This is a genomic window from Propionispira arboris, from assembly GCF_900109225.1.
Classification (GTDB): domain Bacteria; phylum Bacillota; class Negativicutes; order Selenomonadales; family Selenomonadaceae; genus Propionispira; species Propionispira arboris.
Window position 1 is genome coordinate 111,140 of the sequence record NZ_FNZK01000001.1, and the last position, 23,349, is coordinate 134,488.

Annotated in this window: 18 protein-coding genes; 16 read left to right on the top strand and 2 right to left on the bottom strand. The window is 38.8% G+C overall.

Annotation, left to right across the window (positions count from 1 at the left end; genetic code table 11):
* Positions 1 to 2: 2 nt before the first annotated feature.
* Positions 3 to 1,136 carry a trans-sulfuration enzyme family protein gene (locus BMY14_RS00505; RefSeq protein WP_091828337.1) on the bottom strand — a complete coding sequence of 378 codons (1,134 nt, stop codon included), beginning with the start codon at positions 1,134 to 1,136 and terminating at the stop codon, positions 3 to 5.
* A 15-nt stretch (positions 1,137 to 1,151) separates the two neighbouring features.
* On the bottom strand, positions 1,152 to 1,598 hold the full coding sequence (locus BMY14_RS00510) for an RrF2 family transcriptional regulator (protein WP_091828338.1): 447 nt from the start codon (positions 1,596 to 1,598) through the stop codon (positions 1,152 to 1,154).
* A 246-nt stretch (positions 1,599 to 1,844) separates the two neighbouring features.
* Between BMY14_RS00510 and cysK the strand changes: the two genes are divergently transcribed.
* The 16 genes from cysK to BMY14_RS00590 all read left to right on the top strand — a co-directional run bounded on the left by cysK (position 1,845) and on the right by BMY14_RS00590 (position 23,245).
* Positions 1,845 to 2,777, top strand: coding sequence for a cysteine synthase A (cysK, locus tag BMY14_RS00515; RefSeq protein ID WP_091828339.1), 933 nt, complete (start codon positions 1,845 to 1,847; stop codon positions 2,775 to 2,777).
* A gap of 313 nt (positions 2,778 to 3,090) precedes the next feature.
* Entirely contained in the window at positions 3,091 to 4,179 is a 1,089-nt protein-coding gene (locus BMY14_RS00520) for a GntR family transcriptional regulator (protein ID WP_091828340.1), read from the top strand.
* A 361-nt stretch (positions 4,180 to 4,540) separates the two neighbouring features.
* Positions 4,541 to 6,220: a ribulokinase gene (araB, locus tag BMY14_RS00525; protein ID WP_091828341.1), complete on the top strand. Its 1,680-nt coding sequence runs from the start codon at positions 4,541 to 4,543 to the stop codon at positions 6,218 to 6,220.
* 82 nt (positions 6,221 to 6,302) lie between these two features.
* On the top strand, positions 6,303 to 7,784 hold the full coding sequence (araA, locus tag BMY14_RS00530; protein ID WP_091828342.1) for an L-arabinose isomerase: 1,482 nt from the start codon (positions 6,303 to 6,305) through the stop codon (positions 7,782 to 7,784).
* Positions 7,785 to 7,803: 19 nt separating this feature from the next.
* Positions 7,804 to 8,493, top strand: a complete 690-nt coding sequence (araD, locus tag BMY14_RS00535) for an L-ribulose-5-phosphate 4-epimerase (protein WP_091828343.1) — start codon at positions 7,804 to 7,806, stop codon at positions 8,491 to 8,493.
* 187 nt (positions 8,494 to 8,680) lie between these two features.
* Positions 8,681 to 9,553 (top strand): nucleotide-binding protein, encoded by an 873-nt coding sequence (locus BMY14_RS00540; RefSeq protein ID WP_091828344.1) that lies wholly within the window; start codon positions 8,681 to 8,683, stop codon positions 9,551 to 9,553.
* Between the two features lie 39 nt (positions 9,554 to 9,592).
* Entirely contained in the window at positions 9,593 to 10,945 is a 1,353-nt protein-coding gene (locus BMY14_RS00545; protein WP_091828345.1) for an amidohydrolase family protein, read from the top strand.
* Between the two features lie 276 nt (positions 10,946 to 11,221).
* Positions 11,222 to 12,529, top strand: coding sequence for an ABC transporter substrate-binding protein (locus tag BMY14_RS00550; RefSeq protein ID WP_091828346.1), 1,308 nt, complete (start codon positions 11,222 to 11,224; stop codon positions 12,527 to 12,529).
* Positions 12,530 to 12,636: 107 nt separating this feature from the next.
* Positions 12,637 to 13,581 carry a carbohydrate ABC transporter permease gene (locus BMY14_RS00555; RefSeq protein WP_091828347.1) on the top strand — a complete coding sequence of 315 codons (945 nt, stop codon included), beginning with the start codon at positions 12,637 to 12,639 and terminating at the stop codon, positions 13,579 to 13,581.
* 1 nt (position 13,582) lies between these two features.
* A complete protein-coding gene (locus BMY14_RS00560; RefSeq protein WP_019551823.1) occupies positions 13,583 to 14,416 on the top strand; it encodes a carbohydrate ABC transporter permease in 834 nt (277 codons plus the stop codon).
* Positions 14,417 to 14,440: 24 nt separating this feature from the next.
* The gene (gene arfA, locus BMY14_RS00565) at positions 14,441 to 15,934 is read left to right on the top strand and encodes an arabinosylfuranosidase ArfA (RefSeq protein ID WP_091828348.1); all 1,494 of its coding nucleotides are present in this window, start codon (positions 14,441 to 14,443) and stop codon (positions 15,932 to 15,934) included.
* Positions 15,935 to 16,088: 154 nt separating this feature from the next.
* Positions 16,089 to 17,999: a sensor histidine kinase gene (locus tag BMY14_RS00570; protein ID WP_091828349.1), complete on the top strand. Its 1,911-nt coding sequence runs from the start codon at positions 16,089 to 16,091 to the stop codon at positions 17,997 to 17,999.
* Complete coding sequence (locus tag BMY14_RS00575; protein WP_091828350.1) at positions 17,977 to 19,584, top strand: response regulator transcription factor; 1,608 nt, start codon at positions 17,977 to 17,979, stop codon at positions 19,582 to 19,584. Before BMY14_RS00570 ends, BMY14_RS00575 begins: the two co-directional genes overlap by 23 nt.
* A gap of 89 nt (positions 19,585 to 19,673) precedes the next feature.
* The gene (locus BMY14_RS00580) at positions 19,674 to 20,786 is read left to right on the top strand and encodes an ABC transporter ATP-binding protein (RefSeq protein WP_091828351.1); all 1,113 of its coding nucleotides are present in this window, start codon (positions 19,674 to 19,676) and stop codon (positions 20,784 to 20,786) included.
* Positions 20,787 to 20,963: 177 nt separating this feature from the next.
* Positions 20,964 to 21,878 carry a 4Fe-4S binding protein gene (locus BMY14_RS00585; RefSeq protein ID WP_091828352.1) on the top strand — a complete coding sequence of 305 codons (915 nt, stop codon included), beginning with the start codon at positions 20,964 to 20,966 and terminating at the stop codon, positions 21,876 to 21,878.
* 332 nt (positions 21,879 to 22,210) lie between these two features.
* Positions 22,211 to 23,245, top strand: a complete 1,035-nt coding sequence (locus tag BMY14_RS00590; RefSeq protein ID WP_091828353.1) for a sulfate ABC transporter substrate-binding protein — start codon at positions 22,211 to 22,213, stop codon at positions 23,243 to 23,245.
* Positions 23,246 to 23,349 lie beyond the last annotated feature (104 nt).

Consider the following 23,349-nt stretch of genomic DNA (forward strand, 5'->3'; position numbering starts at 1 on the left):
AATTAAATAAAGGCCGCTTCGAGATCGGCGATGAGATCGGCGGCATTTTCGATACCAACTGATAATCTTAAGAGACATTCATTGATCCCTTTTGCTTCACGTTCTGCTTGCGGCAGGTCAGCATGGGTTTGCATCATTGGATAGGTCATGAGTGTTTCTACACCGCCCAAGCTTTCCGCAAATTGAATGATTCTAATATGTTCTAATAGCTGACAGGCCGTTTTTTCTTGATCAACGGTAAATGAGATCATACTACCATAGCCCGAAGCTTGTTGGGTTGAAATTTCATAAGCGGGATGTTCTGGTAAACCGACATAATATACTTTTTTTATTTTTGGCTGCTTTTTTAACCAATTTGCAATTTGCAAAGCATTTTCTTGTTGTTTTTCCATGCGAATTGCTAATGTTTTTATGCCCCGCAATAAAAGCCAGCTGTCAAAGGGAGCTAAGCAAGAGCCAACTGTCTTATAAATGAATCGTAATTTGGCTGATAGTTCAGCATCATTCACGACGAGAAAACCAGCCAGGGTATCATTGTGTCCACCCAAATATTTCGTTCCGCTGTGTAAAACAACATCAGCACCAAGGCTGAGTGGCTGCTGAAAATAAGGTGTAAGGAAGGTATTATCGACGATGACAAGCAAATTATGTGTTTTAGCGATTTCGCAAACAGCTTTGATATCTGTAACATTCATCATCGGATTGGTTGGTGTTTCAACATAGATTGCTTTTGTGCGGGGGTTGATATTTTGTTCGATCTGAGCTAGATCGGACGTATCAATTGAACTAAAAGAAAGACCGTTTTTTGTGGAGATATGATCGAACAAGCGGTGTGAACCACCGTATAAATCGTTCGAGGCGATGATATGATCACCTGGAGTGAACAGTTCCATTAACATAGTAAGTGCTGCCATACCCGTGGAAAACGCCATTGCGTCCAAACCGTGTTCGAGTTGAGCAACCGTTTTTTCTAAGTGCTCACGGGTTGGGTTTTGCAGGCGTGAATAATCATAACCGGCAGTCTGACCGACTCCGGGGTGAACAAACGTTGCTGATTGATAAATCGGCATACTGATTGCTCGGGTAGGGTTATGTTCAATGGCTGCTGCATGAATGCAGAGGGTATCTTTTTTCATTTATTTCAGTCCTTTTTAAATAAAATACATAAAATCATCGATTGGTTTTTGCTTTTCTGCTTCGTTGATAATATCATTTAATGATATTTGTTTTAATGTTTCAGAAAGATTGCGGTCAATCACATTAAATACGGTGATACGAAGGGCTGCATCGAGCGAAGGTGCTTGCTCTTTGACCGTGCTTTCGGTTGTTTCAACTAATGCAATTTCAATGGCGGCCAATATCGCATATACAGTGATTTTGTTTGGAGCTAAAGCTAATTGATAGCCGCCTTGGGCTCCTTTTATCGAATTGACCAGACCGGATCTTTTGAGCAGTGAAAAAACTTGTTCAAGATAAATCTTAGAAATACCCAGCTTTTCAGCAATGCTAATAATGGTAATCGGGCTGCCCGTTTGATAGTTTTGTGCCATATGTGACATGGCTGCAAGACCATAGCGCCCTTTTGCAGAAATTTTCATGAATAACCACCCATTTCATACTAATACTATATGTTTTTCATTATAATATAAATTGAAGTAAAATGTCAATAACATAGTTGAGGAGTATGTTATTGACATTTTTCCGAAAAAGTATTGACAGGATTCGTAAAGGGGTATACAATACAAACATATTAATCATATATGTTTTACAAAATAATTCGAACAAAACATTTGCGTTTCGAGTTTAGTAGTCAAGATAAAAAATAATATGCGGAGGGATTCAACATGGCAAAAATTTATGAAAGCATTACAGATCTTATCGGAGGTACGCCCTTATTAAGAGTAAAAAATTATAGTGAAAAACATGATCTTAAAGCAACAATCCTGGCTAAATTGGAATATTTTAATCCGGCAGGCAGTGTAAAAGATCGTATCGCAAAGGCAATGCTTGATGAAGCAGAAGAAAAAGGTCTCATCAATAAAGATTCCATCATTATTGAACCAACAAGTGGTAACACAGGTATTGGCCTGGCAAGTGTAGCAGCAGCTCGCGGTTATAAAGCGATTCTTACAATGCCGGAAACAATGAGTATTGAAAGAAGAAATCTTCTTAAGGCATATGGTGCTCAGATTGTATTGACGGATGGTGCAAAAGGTATGAAAGGTGCAATTGCAAAAGCGGAAGAGCTGGCAAAAGAAACACCACATTCCTATATTCCATCCCAGTTCACAAATCAGGCAAATCCAGCTGCTCATAAAGCAACTACAGGTCCTGAAATTTGGCAGGATACAGATGGAAAAGTAGATATTTTTGTTGCTGGTGTTGGTACTGGTGGAACCTTGACTGGTGTTGGGGAATATTTGAAATCGCAAAACCCGGCTATCAAAATTGTGGCAGTTGAACCTACAACATCACCGGTATTGTCAAAAGGCGTTGCCGGTCCACATAAAATACAGGGAATTGGTGCAGGTTTTGTACCGGATACATTAAATACTAAAATTTATGATGAAATCATAACCATTGATAATGAAGTGGCATTTAAATTTGCTCGTGATTTCTGTCATTCAGAAGGTGTACTCGTTGGTATTTCCTGCGGTGCAGCTTTTGCCGCAGCTGTAGAACTTGCTAAACGCCCGGAAAATGAAGGAAAAACGATTGTGGCACTTTTGCCAGATACAGGTGAACGGTATTTATCAACTGCTTTGTTTACGGACTAATCGTACAGAGTATTTGATAGTTGTGCTTAAAAAAAGACCGTTCCTTAATATATATCTGTTTAGCAAAGAATAGATAATATTAAGGACCGGTCTTTTTTGCAGCCTGCAGCAAAGTCTTTTAGTAAAAAATACAACTATCAAAGGATATTGTTTTTAAAATCGAGACAAATCATACAAATTAATCTTATTTGTATGATTTATATTGCAATGAAGTCTTGCCTATGCTAAAGTTGAACATAAGAACAACTTTAGCATAAAATTTTGTGATTTTATAAAAAGACAAAATAGTTGGGAAATTAATGGAGTGATTTGTATGGCAGTGCAAAAAAGTGAGCCGAAATATTTGAAAATTGTTAATTGGATCAAACAGCAGATTGCCGAAGAAGCTCTCACCGTAGGGGATCGACTTCAATCGGAAAATGAACTCAGTATAGCTTTTTCTTTGAGTCGTCAGACTGTGCGACAAGCAACGAGTATTTTAGAAAATGATGGTATTTTGGAAAGACGACGCGGTAGTGGAACGTATGTGGCATCAACTCGAATTGTGCAGCGAGCTGTTACAATGAATATTGGTGTTATTACAACATATCTGGATGATTATCTATTTCCGCGTGTTATACGAGGTATCGATCAGGTTCTTACAAATAATAATTACTCAATGCAATTGGCTATTACATATAATAAAGTAGAGAACGAAATGAAAATTCTGGAAGCTATGCTCGAAAAAGGCGTTGATGGACTCATTGTCGAACCGACAAAAAGTGGTCTGCCAAACTTGAATGCAGAACTTTATAAGCAGATTAAACGTCAGAGCATTCCCTGTGTATTTATCCATGCTTGTTATCAGGGACTGAGCTTTCCTTATGTGGCTATGGATGATTATGCCTGCGGGAAAGCGGCGGTAGATTACTTGATGGAGAAAAATCATACACGTGTAGCGGGCATATTTAAAGCGGATGATATCCAGGGGCATCTTCGTTATGCCGGATGTGCGGGTGAATTGAAAAAAAATAAGGTTTTGCTGCAAGAAGACAGTATCGTCTGGTTTACGACGGAAGATTTAGATAGTGACGTAGTTGAAAATTTTGAGCAGCGCATTTTGAAACGTCTCGATGGCTGCAGTGCTGTGATTTGCTATAATGATCAAATTGCCTTACGGGTGATGGATTTGTTAGCACGAAACAACAAATCAGTACCAGAAGATCTATCGGTTATTTCATTTGATAACTCCAATTTGGCAACATTGGGACCTGTTGGACTGACTACCTTTACGCATCCAAAAGAAGAATTAGGCCGTGTGGCTGCTGAAAATCTTATGAAAATTATCCATAAAGAACAATGTGAAATGACTGTAAAGTTTAAACCAGAACTCATTGAAAGAGATTCCGTCCGTGAGCAATAATTGCGTACGGAGTCTCTTTGTTTTTTATTTATGACAGAGCAACAGAAAAGCATTTTAAATAAATTGATAATTCTAAAATTTTAGTAAAATAATATTGAAAAATTTTATTTTAAATAGTATACTAACAATAGAACTTGTATGATAAATAAGCTTAGTTGTATGATTTATGAAATTTCAACATACAGTTTTGATAAACTGAAGTAGAAATGGGGAGTGAAAAAGTCTCGTTATTGCGAAGAGTCACTATATTATTGAATAGTCTTAAAAATAAGAATATTCAATAATATAGTGACTGGATCATTCGATTTGGGCATATTTTTTAGAAAATAAGTTGAGTCATAAATTTTTAGGAGGGGTATACATGCCAAAATATTCAATCGGTGTGGACTTTGGGTCACTTTCTGGCAGGTCGGTTTTAGTGGAAATAGGTACAGGTAAAGAATTAGATAGTTGTATTTTTGACTATCCCCATGCAGTGATGGACAAGCAGCTGCCGGATGGAACAAAACTTGGTGTGGATTGGGCATTACAGGATCCGCAAGATTATATTGATGTATTATCGCATACAATTCCGGAATTGATCAAAAAAACAGGTGTTTCCCCAGATGATATTATTGGAATCGGTACTGACTTCACGGCTTGTACAGTTTTACCTGTCAAAGCGGATGGAACACCACTTTGTTTTCTCGCGGAATATCGCAGTCAGCCGCATGCTTATGTGAAACTATGGAAACATCATGCAGCGCAGGATAAAGCGAATCAACTCAACGAGATTGCAGCCAAGATGGGCCAGTCATGGCTGCACAGATATGGTGGAAAAATTTCATCGGAATGGGCAATACCGAAAATTTGGCAAATTCTTGATGAAGCTCCGGAAATTTATGCGGCGATGGATTATTTTGTTGAAGCTGCTGATTGGATTATTTGGCAGATGACGGGAGTACAGTCTCGTAATTCCTGTACAGCGGGATATAAAGCGATGTGGAACAAAAAAGATGGTTATCCATCTTCGGCTTTTTTTAAAGCTCTTGATCCGCGTTTAGAAGATATAACTACCACCAAACTAAGTTGTCCAGTTACAGCACTTGGTGAAAAAGCTGGGGAAATCACAGCGGAGATGGCTAAACTTACGGGACTCAATCCCGGAACGGCGGTAGCTATTGGCAATGTCGATGCCCATGTAACAATTCCGGCAGTCAAGATCGAAGGAACAGGAAAGATACTTGGTATTATGGGAACTTCTACCTGCCACGTGCTTTTGGGAGATGAAGAAAAAATCGTTCCCGGGATGTGCGGTGTTGTCGAAGATGGAATATTACCGGGATTTTTTGGCTATGAAGCAGGACAATCTTGTGTGGGGGATCATTTCGACTGGTTTGTTAAAAATTGCGTTTCTAGTGAATATGAAGCAGCCGCTAAAAAAGAACATAAGAATATCCATGAATATTTGACGGACAAAGCAGCCATGCTGGATGCTGGTGAGTCGGGACTTGTGGCACTTGATTGGTGGAATGGTAATCGTTCTGTTTTAGTTGATGTCGATCTGACCGGACTTATGCTTGGAATGACCTTACAGACAAAACCAGAAGAAATGTATCGTGCTTTGATTGAAGCAACGGCTTATGGCACCCGGAAAATTATCGAAACCTTTATTAAGAGTGGTGTCCCAATTCAAGAGTTTTATGCATCAGGTGGCATTTCACAAAAAAATGCTATGGCAATGCAGATTTATGCAGATGTAATTAATTTGCCAGTTAGAATTGCCGGTTCAAAACAGGGCCCGGCATTAGGGTCGGCAATTTTTGGTGCGGTAGCTGCAGGCAAAACACGTGGCGGGTATGACGATATATTTCAGGCAACACGTGACATGGGGAAACTTCGTGATGATGTTTACATCCCAAATCCGGTCAATGTGGCCGTGTATGATAAACTGTATGCAGAATATGATATCTTGCATGATTATTTTGGCCGTGGTGATAATAATGCGATGAAACGTCTTAAAAAAATAAAAAAAGATGTAATAAAAGCCAAAAATAACTGAAATTTTTAACAGCTAAGTGATGTTTTTACAATAAAAATGATACTTTGAATTTTAGTATCATAATAATAGGAGGCAGATTTTTATGAAATGTTTAAAAAAAGCAGAATTTTGGTTTATTACCGGTAGTCAACACTTGTATGGTGAAGAAACTTTACGTTTGGTAGGCAGCCATTCGGAAACGATTGTGGCAAAGTTAAATGAATCAGCAAAAATACCGGCGCGCATTTCGTTCAAGCTGGTAGCGACAACTTCAGATGCAATTGAACAGGTGATTGAAGATGCGAATCATGATAAAAATTGTGCGGGTATTATCACTTGGATGCATACGTTTTCGCCATCTAAAATGTGGATACGCGGTTTAGGAAAACTGCAAAAACCATATCTGCATTTGCATACGCAATTTAATCGAGAAATCCCCAATGAAGGGATTGATATGGATTTTATGAATTTAAATCAGTCCGCGCATGGCGATAGAGAACACGGTTTTATCGGTACGCGTATGCGATTGGCACGTAAAGTTGTCGTGGGCTATTGGGAAGATGAAATCGTTCAGGAAAAAATCGGTAGATGGATGCGTACTGCTATAGGCGTCATGGGCAGCCGTGAACTGAAGGTGGCACGTTTCTCTGATAATATGCGTGATGTTGCAGTGACAGAAGGAGATAAAGTAGAAGCACAGATCAAGCTTGGCTGGGCTGTTAATACCTATCCTGTAGGGGATTTGGTGCAATATATTAATAAAGTAACGGAAAGTCAAATTGATGTCCTCATGAAGGAATACGGTCAGAAATATACGATGCATACAGATAATCTTGCATCGGTGCGGTATCAGGCCAAAATGGAAATTGGGATGAAAACATTCCTTGAAGCAGGTGGTTTTGATGCTTTTGTCAATAATTTTGAAGACTTGTTTGGAATGGATCAGCTGCCGGGACTTGCTACACAAGATCTGACGGCTGCCGGATATGGATTTGGGCCGGAAGGTGACTGGAAAATTGCTGCTTTGGCAAGTGTTATGAAAATTATGGCGCAAGATGATGATAAGGGTACGGCTCTAATGGAAGATTATACGTATCATTATGCAGATCATGGTGAAAGCCTTATTTTAGGGGCACATATGCTTGAAGTTTGTCCAAGTGTGGCTGCGGATAAACCAAGGATTGAAGTGCATGATTTAGGTATCGGCGGAAAAGATGCTCCGGCACGACTTGTTTTTGAAGGTAAAGCAGGTCCGGCTATTACGGCTACCTTGATTGATATGGGCGGCAGGATGCGTCTGATTGTGAATGATGTTCTGGCAGTAAAGCCAATCCTGTCGATGCCGAATCTGCCAGTGGCCAGAGTTATGTGGAAACCACTTCCTAATCTTGAAACGTCTGCCGAAAGCTGGATTTTAGCGGGCGGTGCTCATCACAGTGTAATTAGCTACAGTGTAACAGCAGAACAGCTGCGAGATTGGGCCGAAATCATGGATATTGAATTTGTGCATATTGGCGAAAAAACAGAGATCAATCAATTCAAACAGGATTTACTCATGGCAGATCTTGTTTGGAAATTGAAATAAGAGAGTAGGGTGAAGCTGGATGCTGGAAGAACTTAAACAAAAAGTCTATGAAGCAAATATGATGCTGCCGGAATATAAAATGGTGACCTTTACCTGGGGTAACGTTTCAGCCATTGATGAAACACGCAAATTGATTGTTATTAAGCCATCCGGGGTTGAATATAATAAAATGAAAGCTGAAGATATGGTCGTTGTTGATCTGGAGGGAAATATTATCGAAGGTGAACTCAATCCATCATCGGATACAGCAACTCATATTGAGCTGTATAAAGCTTGTGCAAGCATTGGCGGCATAGTCCATACCCATTCACGTTATGCAACATCCTGGGCACAGGCAAGGATGAGTATTCCCGCATTGGGGACAACGCATGCGGATGATTTTTATGGTGCAATTCCTTGTACGAGAGCAATGACAAATGAAGAAATTCAGGGAGATTATGAAAAAGAGACCGGAAAGGTAATCATAGAGACTATGGGGCAGCGCATGATGGAAGAAGTACCAGGCGTAATTGTTTATTCACATGGACCGTTTGCTTGGGGCCCTGATCCAATTGCTGCTGTAAAAAAAGCAGTTGTTTTGGAAGAAGTTGCATTTATGGCGTATCAGGCGATGACGCTTAATCCTTCTTTATTGCCGATGCAGCAAACACTGCTCGATAAACATTATCTGCGTAAACATGGTGCAAATTCATATTATGGACAAAAATAAATAGATAATGAAGCTGCTGGCAGCAAACTATCTTTTGTAGTCGAGATGGTTTCTGCTAGCAGCTTTTTGTTTTTAATAAAGAAAAACGACAAAACATATATTACATATAAAACATATATGTTTTATTGACGGTGCTATAATAGAATGTTATAGTAAAGAAAAGATCATAGCAAAGGTGGCAGGCTTTATGAAAGAAGCGAAGAAAATTTGCTTTTTAGGAAAAGGCGGTGTAGGCAAATCGATCATTGCGTCAAATTTGAGTGAAGCATTGGTACGGGCTGGATACCATGTATTGCAAATTGGTAATGATAGTAGTTTAAGCTCAACGATTTTACTCCGTGGTTTTACAGATGCGGTGCCAGCACTGGAAGAATACAGGAAAAATTATGTGATTCAACTGGCTGATTATATTATAAAAACTGCTTCGGGAGTTTATTGTTTAGAACTTGGTAGTTTAGAACCAGGGGTAGGTTGTATGGCGCGAGGCATTCAGATTATTGATGAAATGATGGAGATGCAGGGGATTACGGATGCTTTAGATTTAGATTACATCATTTATGATATTGCGGGGGATATTCCGTGTACCGGCTATATTCTGCCAATGCGTGATGGAATCATGGATACTTGTATTGTAGTCACCGATGGTTCGGTCACATCGTTTGTTACAGCCAATAGTATTATTGCTGGAATTGTAAAAGCAAGACGCAATGAGCCTATTTCCATTCAAATGCTGGTGAATTATGCGGATCGTTATCCAACCAGATCACAGTTAGATGCATATGCAGTGACGACACAGTTGACTATCTTAGATTATTTAGATTATTATCAGCGACTTGAGCATAGCGAATTGGCGGGGGAGACAATCTTTGTTTCGCAGCCAGACAGTAAGGCGGCTTTGTTTTTTACCGACCTGGTGGAAAAGATTACAGTTACAAAGCAAATAATTATGCCGCAGCCACTCGGGCGCAATGAACTTTTTCGTTGGCTGAGGCTTTGGAAACAGCAGTCACTTGATCAAAAAAGCGGTGTAATCGGTGGGGATTACTCTGGTAATATTTAAAAGGATTTTATATTGATGTAGGGGAGATCAGGTGAGGAAATGCTTGATGTTGCAATCTGCAAAGGTTTAGTTATTAACACAAAGAGACAGACAAAACGAATAACGAATATTGGAATTAAAGCTGGTGAAATTGTCTGTGTTACAGGGGATGATTTGACTGCTTCTGTCGTAATTGATGCACAAGGCTTGATTGTAAGTCCGGGATTTATTGATGTGCATGGACATGTTGATGGATACCTTTATAGTGGTGAATTATCTGCCTGCCAAGGGATTACAACAAGCATTGGTGGTAATTGTGGTCTAAGTCCGCTTGATTTTGATGATTTTTTTAATTGCCAGGAAAGAGATGGCTTTTATATCAATCAAGGTGAGTTAGTTGGCCATTCTTTTTCTTTGCGTCAAGCGGCAGGAATTGCTAATCCCTATCGGAGGGCTTTGCCGTGTGAGTTCGAGAAGATGAAGTATATGGCGCGTGCGGCATTGGATGCTGGAGCGTGTGGTATTTCGTTTGGGCTCGATTATTCACCGGGAGCATCTTATGATGAAATTACAGCCCTCGCCAGTATTTGTGCCGATTTTGATCGTGTTATGCCGATTCACACGCGTTTGTTTACGCAAAATGATTTATATTCTTTATTTGAAGTGTTATCGATTGCTAAACGAACGGGCGTTAAATTATTGTTTTCTCATTTTGTTTACCAGTATGGTTCAGGTATTATGGGCGATGCTTTAGAGATTATTGAAAAAGCAATACACGATGGACTCGATATTAAGATTGACAGCGGAATGTATATGGATTGGCTTACATTTATTGGGACAGCTACGTTTGATGAACAGACAATTAATGATAATGAAATACGTTTTTCAGATATGATTGCAGCCAGCGGTCCCTATAAAGGGCAGCGGCTGAATCTGGAGTTGTATCGACTTATGCGCAAAAATTATCCCAATGATTCCGTTATTTGTTGCGTGCCAAATGATGCATCACAAATTTATGCTGCTTTAAAACCAGATTATGCGATGCCATCCACCGATATAGGGCAATATCTGCCAGGTGAAGGTCATCCGCAAATTGCCGGGTCTTTTCCTAAGTATATTAAAGAAATGGTACAGGAACGGCATGATTTGACATTGGAAGCAGCCATCTATAAAGCAACGCTGCTGCCAGCGCAAACGTTTCATTTGGCAAAAAAAGGGCAGATTGAAGTTGGTATGGATGCGGATCTGACGATTTTCAATTTAAGTACGATTAAAGACACAGCGGTTTTCCCAGATCAAGGTTTCCCTGATAATAAGCCGGAAGGTATAGAATATGTCTTAGTGAATGGTGTGCCAGTTGTTGTCCAGGGGGCATTTACTGGTAAAAAACCGGGGCGGGTACTTCGGGCTTGAAAATAGATTTTGTACAGAAAACGACAAAAATACAGGGAGTAACGGGCTGGATTTGAATGTATCCATGGAGTCGTTGCTTCCTGTATTTTTGTTGGATTTTTTGAATTGACAACAAGTGACAGAATCTACAGAAAAAACAGAAAATTTAAATAAAATGTAAAAAATATTGAGCTTAAAAATTGTGGAATTTTGTTACACTATATATTATGAGGAAATGTTACATAATGGGTATCGAAAAATGGTAATCAATTTTAAAAAACGAGAGGAGACGTATTCATGAAAAAAAGTTGGGTTTATGTACTTTCAATGGTCGTTTTGTTAGCGGTAGCTGCCGCAGGGTGTGGCCAAAAAAAAGAATCAGCACAATCGTCAGGTGATGGTGATGCAACCGTACTTAATTTTTGGACATTTCAAGAATTACACAAGGGGTTTATGGATGATGCAGTTAGTACCTGGAATGAAAAGCATCCCGATAAAAAAATAATTTTAAAAACGGACGTATATCCGTATGATGAACAGCATAATAAATTATTAATTGCTTTGCAGTCTGGTACTGGAGCACCTGATTTGGCAGATATTGAAATAGGGAAATTTGCAAATTATATTAAGGGCAGTAAACCAGGCCTGGTAGAACTGAATGATATTGTTGATCCAGTCAAAGATAATTTGATTATGGGGAGAATGGACAATTACGCGAAAGATGGTAAATATTATGGTGTGGATTATCATGTTGGCGCTGAAGTCATGTATTACAATAAAGAAATATTAGATCAGGCTGGCGTGGATATCAATAAAATTGTTACTTGGGATGATTATATTGCCGCCGGTAAACAAGTCGTTGCTAAAACTGGTAAACCAATGACAACAATTGAAACGACAGAACACTGGTCGGTCTATCCACTGATGAATATGCAAGGGTCTGATGTTTTAGATAAAGACGGGAATTCAAGTTTTGACAATGCGACTAATATCAAAACACTACAAATGTTGAAAGATATGTTATATAAAGATAAAATTGCGGTACCGGCACCAGGAGGGTATCATCATTCCGAAGAATACTGGGCTTGGATGAATAAAGGCAATGCGGCTTCGGTTTGGATGCCAATGTGGTATATGGGGCGATTTGTCCAATATATGCCGGAATTAAAAGGTAAAATTGTCATCCGTCCGATGCCAGTATTTGCTGGTGGTAAAAGATCAGTGGGGATGGGGGGAACCGCAACTGTTATTACAACGCAGAGTAAACATGCAGAATTAGTTAAACAATTTTTAGCGGAAGCAAAATTATCAAAAGAAGGCAGTATCAAAACATGGACTTTATTAGGGTTTGATCCAATCAGAAAAGATGCCTGGTCTGATCCAGCCATGTCAGCACCAAATAAATATACCGATTATTTTGGTACAGATATATTTAGTACATTGCAATCGGTTGTAGCTGATATTGGACAATTAAATGTTGGGGCGAAATATCCAGCGGCTATTTCTTTATTGCAAAAGAATGTTTGTTTTAGAGTGCTTAAGGAACAAAGCCAATCACCAGAAGAAGCTTTAAAAGCAGCGGGAGAAGATCTTAAAGCACAATAAAGAAAATGGTGGTTTTGTATGAATGGGCCTGGTAGGACTCGGCTGTGGCAGGCTGGGTCGTATCATTTTATTCAAAATTTCCCCAGTGGGCGAGGAGGTTTTTTTACGTGCCAGAACCTATAGCAAGAACAATTTGTACCGAAAAACAGAAGAAAAAACAGTGGGGCGATTTATTTTTTTCACAGACGGCGGCTCCATATCTGTTTGTGTTACCCTTTGTTATTTCTTTTTTGATTTTTTTCCTATACCCGATTATTTCTACCGTTATTATGAGTTTTGAGAGAATTGATGGACCGGGTGATGTGACTTTTATTGGTTGGCAGAACTATATGAATTTATTGAATCCGCATTTTTTTAATGCGATCTGGATTACAACAAAATATACGTTTTGGACCTTACTTGTTTTGATTCCACTGCCTTTGTTGTTTGCGGTATGCTTAAATAAAAAAACACTGCCGGGCCGTAACTTTTTTCGCTCTGCTTTTTTTATGCCAGCACTGACATCGGTTATTGTAGCCGGACTTTTTTTCCGTCTGGCTTTTGGTGAACAGGATACAACGTTGATCAATTCAATGCTTAATGTATTTGGCATAAGTTCTACAGTATGGCTCCAAAATCCCAATACAGCGATGTTTGTTATGGTTTTGTTATGTACATGGCGCTGGCTTGGTGTCAATGTGATCTACTTTTTATCAGGACTGCAAAGCATTCCTGATGAATTATATGAAGCAGCCTCGATTGACGGGGCCAATGCTTGGGAAAAGTTTTTACACATAACGATTCCTGGGTTGAAACCAGTGATTGTATATGTGCTGACGATCAGTGTGTATGGTGGATATTCTATGTTTGCTGAATCCTTTGCCTTATTTAGCAGCGCGCGTTCTCCCGGTGAAATTGGTACAACGATTGTCACATATTTGTATCAAGAAGGGTTTAATAACAATAATTTGGGATTAGGATCAGCGATTGGTGTTGGTTTGTTTGTCCTCGTAATGGTCTTAAACATTATTCAATTATGGTTGAATGGTTTCTTTAAAAAGGAGGTTGACTGATATGGGACCAAAGATAACCAATGCATTGGTATTTGTCATTTTATTGATTTTTGCAGTATTTTGTTTAGCTCCTTTTTTCTTCTTGGTTATTTCATCCTTACGACCTGGTGTGGAAATGATACGCCAGGGAATTTCCCTCAATATCGATTTTTCAGCATTGAACTTTGATAATTATGTGCTTTTACTGGATGGCAAGGAAGGAATTTATCTTTCCTGGTATTTTAACAGTGTAGTTATAACCGTGGTTCATACATTGTTATCGCTGTTATTGACATCTATGGTTGGTTATGGTTTGGCGATGTATAATTTCAAGGGGAAAAATGCAGTTTTTATTATTGTCTTAGTCGTTATGATGATTCCAGTGGAGATATTGATATTACCACTATATGAATTATCGATTAGTACCGGTTTGATTGATAGCTATCTGGGTGTCATTCTGCCCTTTGTTGTGGCACCGATGTCCATTTTCTTTTTTCGGCAGTATGCCCAATCCCTGCCACGTGAACTTTTGGACGCAGGGCGAATTGATGGCTGCGGTGAATTCAAAATTTTTTTCAAGATCATGCTACCACTCATGAAACCGGCTTTTGGTGCTATGGGGATTTTGCAGGCCATGTTTAGCTGGAATAATTTTGTTTGGCCGCTGATTGTACTGCGTTCGAACGATATGCTGACTTTGCCGATTGGATTGCAATCTTTGATTACTCCTTATGGCAACAATTATGATATTTTGTTTCCTGGTGCAGTGATGTCAGTTATACCAATTATTATCTTGTTTATTTTAAATCAAAAAGCATTTATTTCAGGACTTACAGTTGGTGGAGTGAAAGGTTAATTATAACTATTGGAGGGTTTGGTAATGAAACACGCAGCGTGTCAAATTGATAAAGCATATACTATCGCAGATATTGACCCGAAATTATATGGATCTTTTATTGAACATTTAGGACGAGCGGTCTATTCTGGTATTTATGAACCTACCCATTCTCGTGCCGATGAGCAGGGGTTTAGACAGGATGTTTTGGAGCTGGTTCGGGAACTTTCCGTACCAATTGTCCGCTATCCGGGTGGAAACTTCGTATCTGGTTATCGTTGGACCGATGGTATTGGCCCGATAGATGCAAGACCCAAACGTCTGGATTACGCGTGGCTCTCTGTTGAGCCAAATCACATCGGTATTGATGAATTTGTTGATTGGTGTAAAAAAGCGAATACCCAAGTTATGGCGGCGGTCAATTTAGGTACAGGGACGCCACAGGATGCCGGATATATGATGGAATACTGCAATCATCCTGCCGGAACATATTGGAGTGATTTACGTCGAAAAAATGGACATAAAGAGCCACATGCTATAAAAACATGGTGCCTGGGTAATGAGATGGATGGACCTTGGCAGACGGGCGCTCTTTCGGCGGCGGCTTATGGTGAAAAAGCTCGTGAAGCCGCTAAAATTATGAAGTGGATTGATCCATCGGTAGAACTGGTTTGTTGTGGAAGCTCGAGTCCGCTTTTAGATTCGTATCCCGAATGGGATCGTATTGTCTTGGAACATACTTACGAACAGGTAGATTATATTTCAATGCATAGATATTATGAAAATGAAGACAGTGTGGAAAACTTTCTGACGTCATATATTGATATGGATGAGTTTATCAAAACAGTTGCCGCCACCGCAGATTATGCAAAAGCCAAAACCAGAAGTAAGAAAACGATGAAGATTTCTTTCGACGAATGGAATGTTTGGTATATTCAAAAACAAGTCCGTTTTCCCTGGATGGAAGCACCACCGATCTTAGAAGATCAATATTCTTTATTGGATGCGCTAGTTTTTGGCGGTATGTTATGTACATTGCTTAATAATGCCGATCGTGTAAAGATGGCTTGCTTGGCGCAGCTTGTCAATGTAATAGCACCTATTTTTACAGAAAAAGGTGGACGCGTCTTAAAACAAGCTATCTACTATCCATTTCAGCAAGTGTCCACTTATGGGCGAGGCAAATCTTTGAAGACACTTACGAAAGCAGATTGTATAAATACACCAGATCGGGGTATGGTACCTGCTATGCAGACCGCTGCTTCGTACAATGACGAAGATGGCAGTATAAGTGTTTTTGTTCTAAATTGTGAAATGACAGAAGACACAGAATTTACCATAGACTTGCGTTCTTTTGGAAAAGTTGAGATGGTGGAACATAGTATATTGGCAGGTCCTGATTTATTTGCCAAAAATACATTTGAACATCCGCTAGCAGTTGTGCCAAAAAATGAAATTCCTGTAGTTGGTACTACCGTATTTCAAATCGTTTTACCGAAACTTTCCTGGCATGTTTTTCGCTTTTTTGTCATAAAATAAAAAAATAAACAGGTGTAAAAATCGACTCATACTTATCGACGCTTCGCTGTCTGCTTTATGGTATACTGATTTTGGAGAAATATGGATATGTGTTAAATAAAAAATCGGACGGATTTTTTTTCTAAAATACAGCAGAGCAGACAGGAGCATCGTTATGCGATATTTAAAGAATAGCTTTAGTAAACGATTGGTCCAAAATTATTTTGTGGCAAAACTTATTATGTTGTTTAGAAATCTTAAAATCAGAACGAGGCTGGTTTTTCTCTTTATGGTCCTTTCACTGATTCCTTTACTGGTGACGGTGTTTGTTTTTTATCAGCAATTCAATTATTCGCTTCAAGAAAAAATCAGTACATATTCCGTTCAGGTTATGAGTCAGATCGCCCAAAATATTAAACGGGATCTCGACAGACTCGAAAATGACAGTATCGAAATTGAATTTTCGGATGTAGTTCAAAACACTTTGTTAAAATATGATGCAATGAGCGAATGGGAAGTTGAGCATGCCCAGCTTGGTATGCGTGAAGAATATACGAAAAAATTTTATTCATTGCGTAATGTCTCGGATGTCCTGATCTATACCAGGCAAGGAAAAAAAATAAATGCCTATGGTGATCCGGGCATGAAATTGAATTTAACGGCAGATTATACAAAAGATTTTCTGCTGCAGCTGCAAGACAAGGATGGTGGTGTCGTCTGGGATGCTGTGAATTCGGATAATGAGTTTTATCTGGTCAAATATGCCACGAGTGCTGAACAATTGCGGCGCAGTGATGGTATTTTACTGGGACGAGCCATAAAATCAATCGATACAGGAGAGGCAATTGGTTTTTTGATTATTCGGAGCAGTGAAGAATATTTATCTGATATTTATAAAGACATTGATATTGGAGTCGGTTCTAAAATTTTTGTCGTAGATACAAAAGGGACGATTATATCCAGTGGTGATCCGCAAATGCGTATCAGCAGTCATTATCAGGACATGGAACTGATTGCTGAGCTTAAGCAACAAGCACAAGCGGGCAAACGTGTCTTTAATTATTCCATTGAAGAGAATAAAAATCTGATTGCCTTTGCCCCTATTCAAGGTGCGGACTGGTTTGTTGTCGGTGTGATCCCGTTTAGTTATCTAAATTCAAACAGCCAGGAAATTTATGAAAAAACACTTGTTATTGCGATTGGCTGTTTTCTTGCAGCGGTCTTTTTAGCTTATTTTTTTGCTGCTACGATTTTGGCGCCGTTGCAGCGTTTGCGTACAGCAATGAATCAGGCCCGTCAGGGGGATTTATCGGTTAGTATAAAAGATGAGTATAATGATGAAATTGGTGAAGTGACGCAGCGGTTTAATGCGATGCTGCGGCAAATCAACAAGTTGCTAGAAAATATAAAATATAAAGAAAAGCAAAAAAGACGGGCGGAACTTAAAGCGTTGCAGTCACAGATTAATCCTCATTTTTTATCCAATACCTTAAATACTGTAAGGTTTTTAGCAAAAGCACAAAATGCTTATAATATTGAAAATATTACAACCTCCTTGATTAATATTTTTCATACTATGGTTGGAAGCGGCGATGAACTTATTGGTATTGGCGAAGAAATTGAATATATTAAAAATTACTTAAATATTCAAGAATATCGTTATCTAAATAAATTCAATATTATTTATAATATTGAACCAGAACTTTTACAGTATCGAATCCCAAAAATGTTATTGCAGCCAATCATTGAAAATGCGCTGATTCATGGCATTGAACCAATGGATGGACAGGGTACTATTGTCCTTAAAGGGTATTTGGAAGATAAGACGGTTAAATTTGTTATTACGGATAATGGTGTTGGCATGTCTAAAAAAATTTTAGCAGTTTTGTTGAACAGGCAAACAGCGAGTAGTTCAGGGCTAACTGGTATTGGTATTGCAAATGTAAATGAAAGAATAAAAATGTATTTTGGAAATTCCTATGGCGTATCAATTGAGAGTGAGCTCAATTTTTATACGACGGTAGAAATCATCTTACCTGCAATGCAGCAAGGAGGTGAGCACCATGTTTCGGGTATTGATTGTTGATGATGATTTTACAACGCGAACAAATTTACGTACTATCATTGAATGGGAAAAATATGGATTTGAAATTTGTGGCGAGGCTACGAATGGACAAAATGCAATTGAAACGATCAAGGAATGTCTGCCAGATATAGTTATTACGGATATGAGTATGCCCGTTATGGATGGTGTGGCTTTGATTGAATATATTAAAGAACATTACAAAGATATCAAGAGTATCGCCTTGAGTGGTTATGAAGATTTTTCTTATGTGAAAGACAGTATGAAAAATGGAGCGGTTGATTACCTGTTAAAACATAAATTGGATCGTACAGTATTGCTGAACGTATTAAAAGCAGCTACAGATACCATTAGTCAACAACATAAGCTTCGTCGGCAATTCGCACAAAGCAAAGAGATTTTGCAGCATGAATTTATAAGGTCGTTGGTTTTAGGAGATGAGCAGGATAGCCTGGTCATTCAGGGGAAAATCAAAGACTTAGAATTGCCGCTGGGAGTAAATAATTTTTCTCTGGTCGTGATTTCTATTGATGATTTCCAGTTAATTAAGGGTCGTTTGACAAAGGCAGAAGAAATTCGACTGGTGGCTTCCGTGATGAATCTTACAGAAGATATTTTACGGGATATGAACAATGGTGTGTTGACTTATCTTGAGATGGGAAAATTTGTAATTTTATTTTCATTTGGGACAATTCGCAGTCAACGCAGTATCGGGAATCAAATTAATACGACAGTCAATCGGATCAGCGTCAGTATTAAAAGGTACTTGAATATTACAGCTTGTTTTAGTATTGGTAAAAATTTTGATCATATTGAGCATGCACGGCAAATGTATCAGGAAGCCTCTGACTTATTAAACAGGAAAATGATTGTGGGAAAAGATCAGGTTTTTCGCGATGCTGAGCCTGTGGAAAATACCGTTGATTTTTTTAATCTGGATGTAAAAGATGAAAAGAAAATCATGCTGTTTTTACGTATTGGCGATTATGAAAAAGTCAGACAACAGCTTGATCTGCTTTTTGACAAAATGATTGTTCTTAAAGTGAGTTATAAGTCAGTTCAGATGATTTGTGCAGAGCTGATTGGTATTGCAAACCGCCTTGCCAGAGCAGCTTCCATTGATGTTACTGTTTTGTATACGAATAAAGACATACCATATGATGAAATGAAAAAACATGAGACAATCGTTGATGTAAAAAATTGGATCTTGGAAGTGTATCATCGTTTGATTATTTTGCTTTTGGATGTAGATATAAAAAGCAATTATAGTGAATTAACAAAAAAGGTGATGGAGTATATCCGGCAAAACTATACCAAAGATATTTCACTGCATCAGACGGCAGATTATGTTGGCGGCAATAGCTCTTATCTCAGCCGTATATTCAAAGAAGATTGTGGCATTGGGTTTGCCGAATATTTAAATAAGATTCGGGTTCGACAGGCTAAGCACTTAATGGAGCATACGGATACGAAACTTAAGGAAATTGTCAAACAGGTAGGTTTCAATAATTATACGTATTTTTTTAAAGTGTTTAAAGTCATGGAAGGTGTAACGCCAGTAGAATATAAAGCAAAATATAAAAGCTAATGCTGTTTCCCACACATAATGAATGAGGCGGGAATGATACAAAAATCTTCTGTAAGAAAAACCAGATAGTAGAGAGGATTGTGATAGCTATGGCCAGTGTACAATTACAAAATATTAGTAAAACATATCCGGGCGGGGTTGAGGTTGTAAAAAACTTGAACCTCGATATCAAACATAAAGAATTTGTTGTTTTAGTAGGTCCATCTGGGTGCGGTAAGTCTACCACTTTGCGTATGATTGCTGGTTTAGAAGATATTACAACGGGGAAATTATCGATTGATGGTATGGTGGTAAACGATATTTTACCCAAAAATAGAGATATTGCCATGGTATTTCAAAATTATGCATTATATCCGCATATGACTGTATATGAAAATATGGCATTTGGTTTAAAAATCCGTAAATTGCCGAAACCGGAAATACAGCGTTGTGTCTTAGAGGCCGCGTATACATTGGGAATTGAAGATCTGCTCGACCGTAAACCAAAAGCTTTGTCTGGCGGACAGCGGCAGCGCGTGGCATTAGGCCGGGCCATGGTGCGTCAGCCTAAGGTCTTTTTATTAGATGAACCGCTGTCAAATCTAGATGCAAAATTACGTGATCAAATGCGGACAGAAATTCGCAAATTACATCAAAAATTACAAACAACTTTTATCTATGTTACCCATGATCAGCGTGAAGCGATGACCATGGGGACGCGGATTGTGGTAATGAAAGATGGCATTGTGCAGCAGGTTGACACACCACAGCAATTGTATGGACATCCTTGTAATTTATTTGTAGCTGGGTTTTTAGGCAGCCCGCAGATGAATTTTTTCAAAGTTACGGTGACGCAAAAAGCGGCAGTTTTTACGCTGGATTTTGCTGATGAGAGTCTTGTTTTACCGCCAGTTATAACGAATAATCCAAAGCTGAAAGAGTATATTGGTAAAGAAATTATCATGGGAATACGCCCGGAAGATTTGTATGATGATGCAAATGCTTTAAAAGAGGCAAATGCTATGATTATCAAGGGCAGCGTTGACGTGATTGAACTGATGGGGGCAGAAACGTATTTATTTATGAAAATAGCGGATAGCAATGTCGTTGCCAGAGTGAGCCCCAAGACCAAAGCCCGGACCGGCGAAACGATAGAAATTGTTTTCGATATGGATAAAATTCATCTTTTTGACCAAGCTACAGAAAAAACTATTTTAAATTGAATGGAAGAGAATGATCTCACTTTTTTGTGTGAGGTCATTTTTTATTGACCATTTTATAAACATACATATCTTATAATGCATATATGTTTTGTATTGACGCTTTTTCCGGCGCATGATATACTCATCCATAGTTTTAGATATTTTGTGTAAATTTAATTTGTATTTGGGGGCAGGCAGATGACAATCAGCAATGAGGAAATTATGCGAGTAAAAGGACTTGGTTTTTTAAACAATCGTGGAACTGAAAAATTTTCCGCTCGGGTGCTTACAGAAAATACTTGTTTAACCGCCGAACAATTGGAAACAATTGCCGAAGCGAGTCGCCTTTATGCAGACGGCAGGGTTTCCCTGACATCGCGAATGACGGTAGAGGTTTTGGCGATTCCTTATGAAAATATTGAACCGTTTACAGCATTTCTTAAAGACCATGGTATGCAAGTTGGTGGGACCGGCGATAAAGTCCGTCCGGTGACAAGCTGTAAAGGTACTGTTTGTAAATTTGGCAAAATCGATACACATAGTATTGCGAAAGAAGCACATGATAGATTTTATATGGGCTATCGGCAGGTGAAGCTACCGCATAAATTTAAGATCGGTGTGGGGGGCTGTCCGCATAATTGTATTAAACCAATGTTGAATGATATTGGTCTTGTCGGCAGTCACAAACCAATTTTTCATCGCAGTCAGTGCCATGGCTGTAAAAAATGTGGCTGTGAATTAATTTGCCCAGTGGGAGCTTATACGACAGGACCGGATGGAAAAAAACGTCTAAATCGCAATAAATGCATTCAATGCGGGCGCTGCGGGGCAAAATGTCCATTTAAAGCACTTGATGGTTATGAAGAGGGAATTCGCATTTTTGTTGGTGGTACCTGGGGAAAATTTATCAACATCGGCAAACCAATCAAAGGTCTTTATACTCGTCAGGAAGCGATGGACCTGATCGAAAAGACCATTCTTTTATTTAAAGAAAATGGCAGGACCAAAGAACGTTTAGGAAAAATGATTGAACGTTTAGGGTTCAAATGGTTTCAACAAGAACTTCTGACTGGCGATGTACTCGCACGTCAAGATAAAATTATAAATATGTAATATATATGTTACATTAAATATTCTTCTATATGGAAATCGTCAGGAATGGGGTATAGGGTTGAGTGGCGTTACGGAGGAAGCAAACGATGCCCTATATCCCATTTCTGGCAGACTGATAGGCTGATGTAATTCCTATATATAGCTAATTGTAAAGCATGATCCATCGACTTGGGTCATGCTTTTTTCTCACGTTAATGCATAGTAAAGTAGTATGCTAAATATGAAAAATATATTGACAACATTACAATGAAAGATTATAATTTATAAACAGAGAAAGCATACAAAACATACTTATTAACAATGGATTTATTTTATAATTTGGAGGCGGCAAAATGAACAAAAAAAGCATTTTGAGTGTAGCGGCGGCAATCTTATTTGCAGTGGTTGGACTCACGGGTTGTGGCGATGAATCAGCAGCAAAAACCGATGATAAAGCACCTGTAGAGTTTTTAAATGTATCCTATGATCCAACGCGCGAACTCTATGTAGAGTTTAATAAAAGTTTCGCCGAATACTGGAAGAATAAAACAGGTCAAGAAGTTAACTTTGCCCAGTCACATGGTGGTTCTGGAAAACAAGGTCGTTCAGTTATTGAAGGCTTAGATGCCGATGTTGTGACATTGGCACTGGCTTATGATATTGACGAAATAAGTCAAGCGGGTCTTATACATAAGGATTGGCAGAAGAATTTTAAAGACAATGCCTCGCCATACACATCAACGATTGTATTGCTTGTCAGAAAAGGAAATCCGAAAAACATCAAGGACTGGGATGATCTTGTTCGTTCTGATGTGTCGATTGTTACGCCAAATCCGAAAACCTCCGGTGGTGCTAGATGGAATTATCTTGCCGCCTGGGCTTATGCCAGTGAAAAATTTGGTGGGGATGAAAGTCAAATTAAAGCCTTTATGGCTAAATTGTTTCACAATGTCAAAGTTTTGGATTCAGGAGCTCGTGGTGCGACAACAAGCTTTGTGCAGCGTGAACAAGGTGACGTTTTGATCGCTTGGGAAAATGAAGCTTTTTTATCGCTTGTGGAAAGTCCGGATCAGTTTGAAATTGTTGTACCGTCCATTAGTATTTTGGCAGAGCCTCCTGTCGCTATTGTTGATGAAGTTGTTGATAAAAAAGGAACACGAGAACTTGCTAAAGCCTATCTAGACTTCCTCTATACAAAAGAAGGCCAGGAAATCGCGGCAAAAAATTTCTATCGGCCACGCGATCCGGAAATTGCCGAAAAATATAAAGATAAATTTCCTACACTTAAACTTGTGACGATTGATGGTGCCTTTGGTGGTTGGGCTAAAGCACAGGCCGATCATTTTGCCGATGGCGGTTCCTTTGATCAAATCTATACAGATAAATAAAATAGCTGTATTTTCCCAAAAATCAAGCTTAAAAGTAAAGGGGATTCAAGTGTATAGATTCATACATTGAATCCCTTTACTTATGAAAATATAAGGACAATACG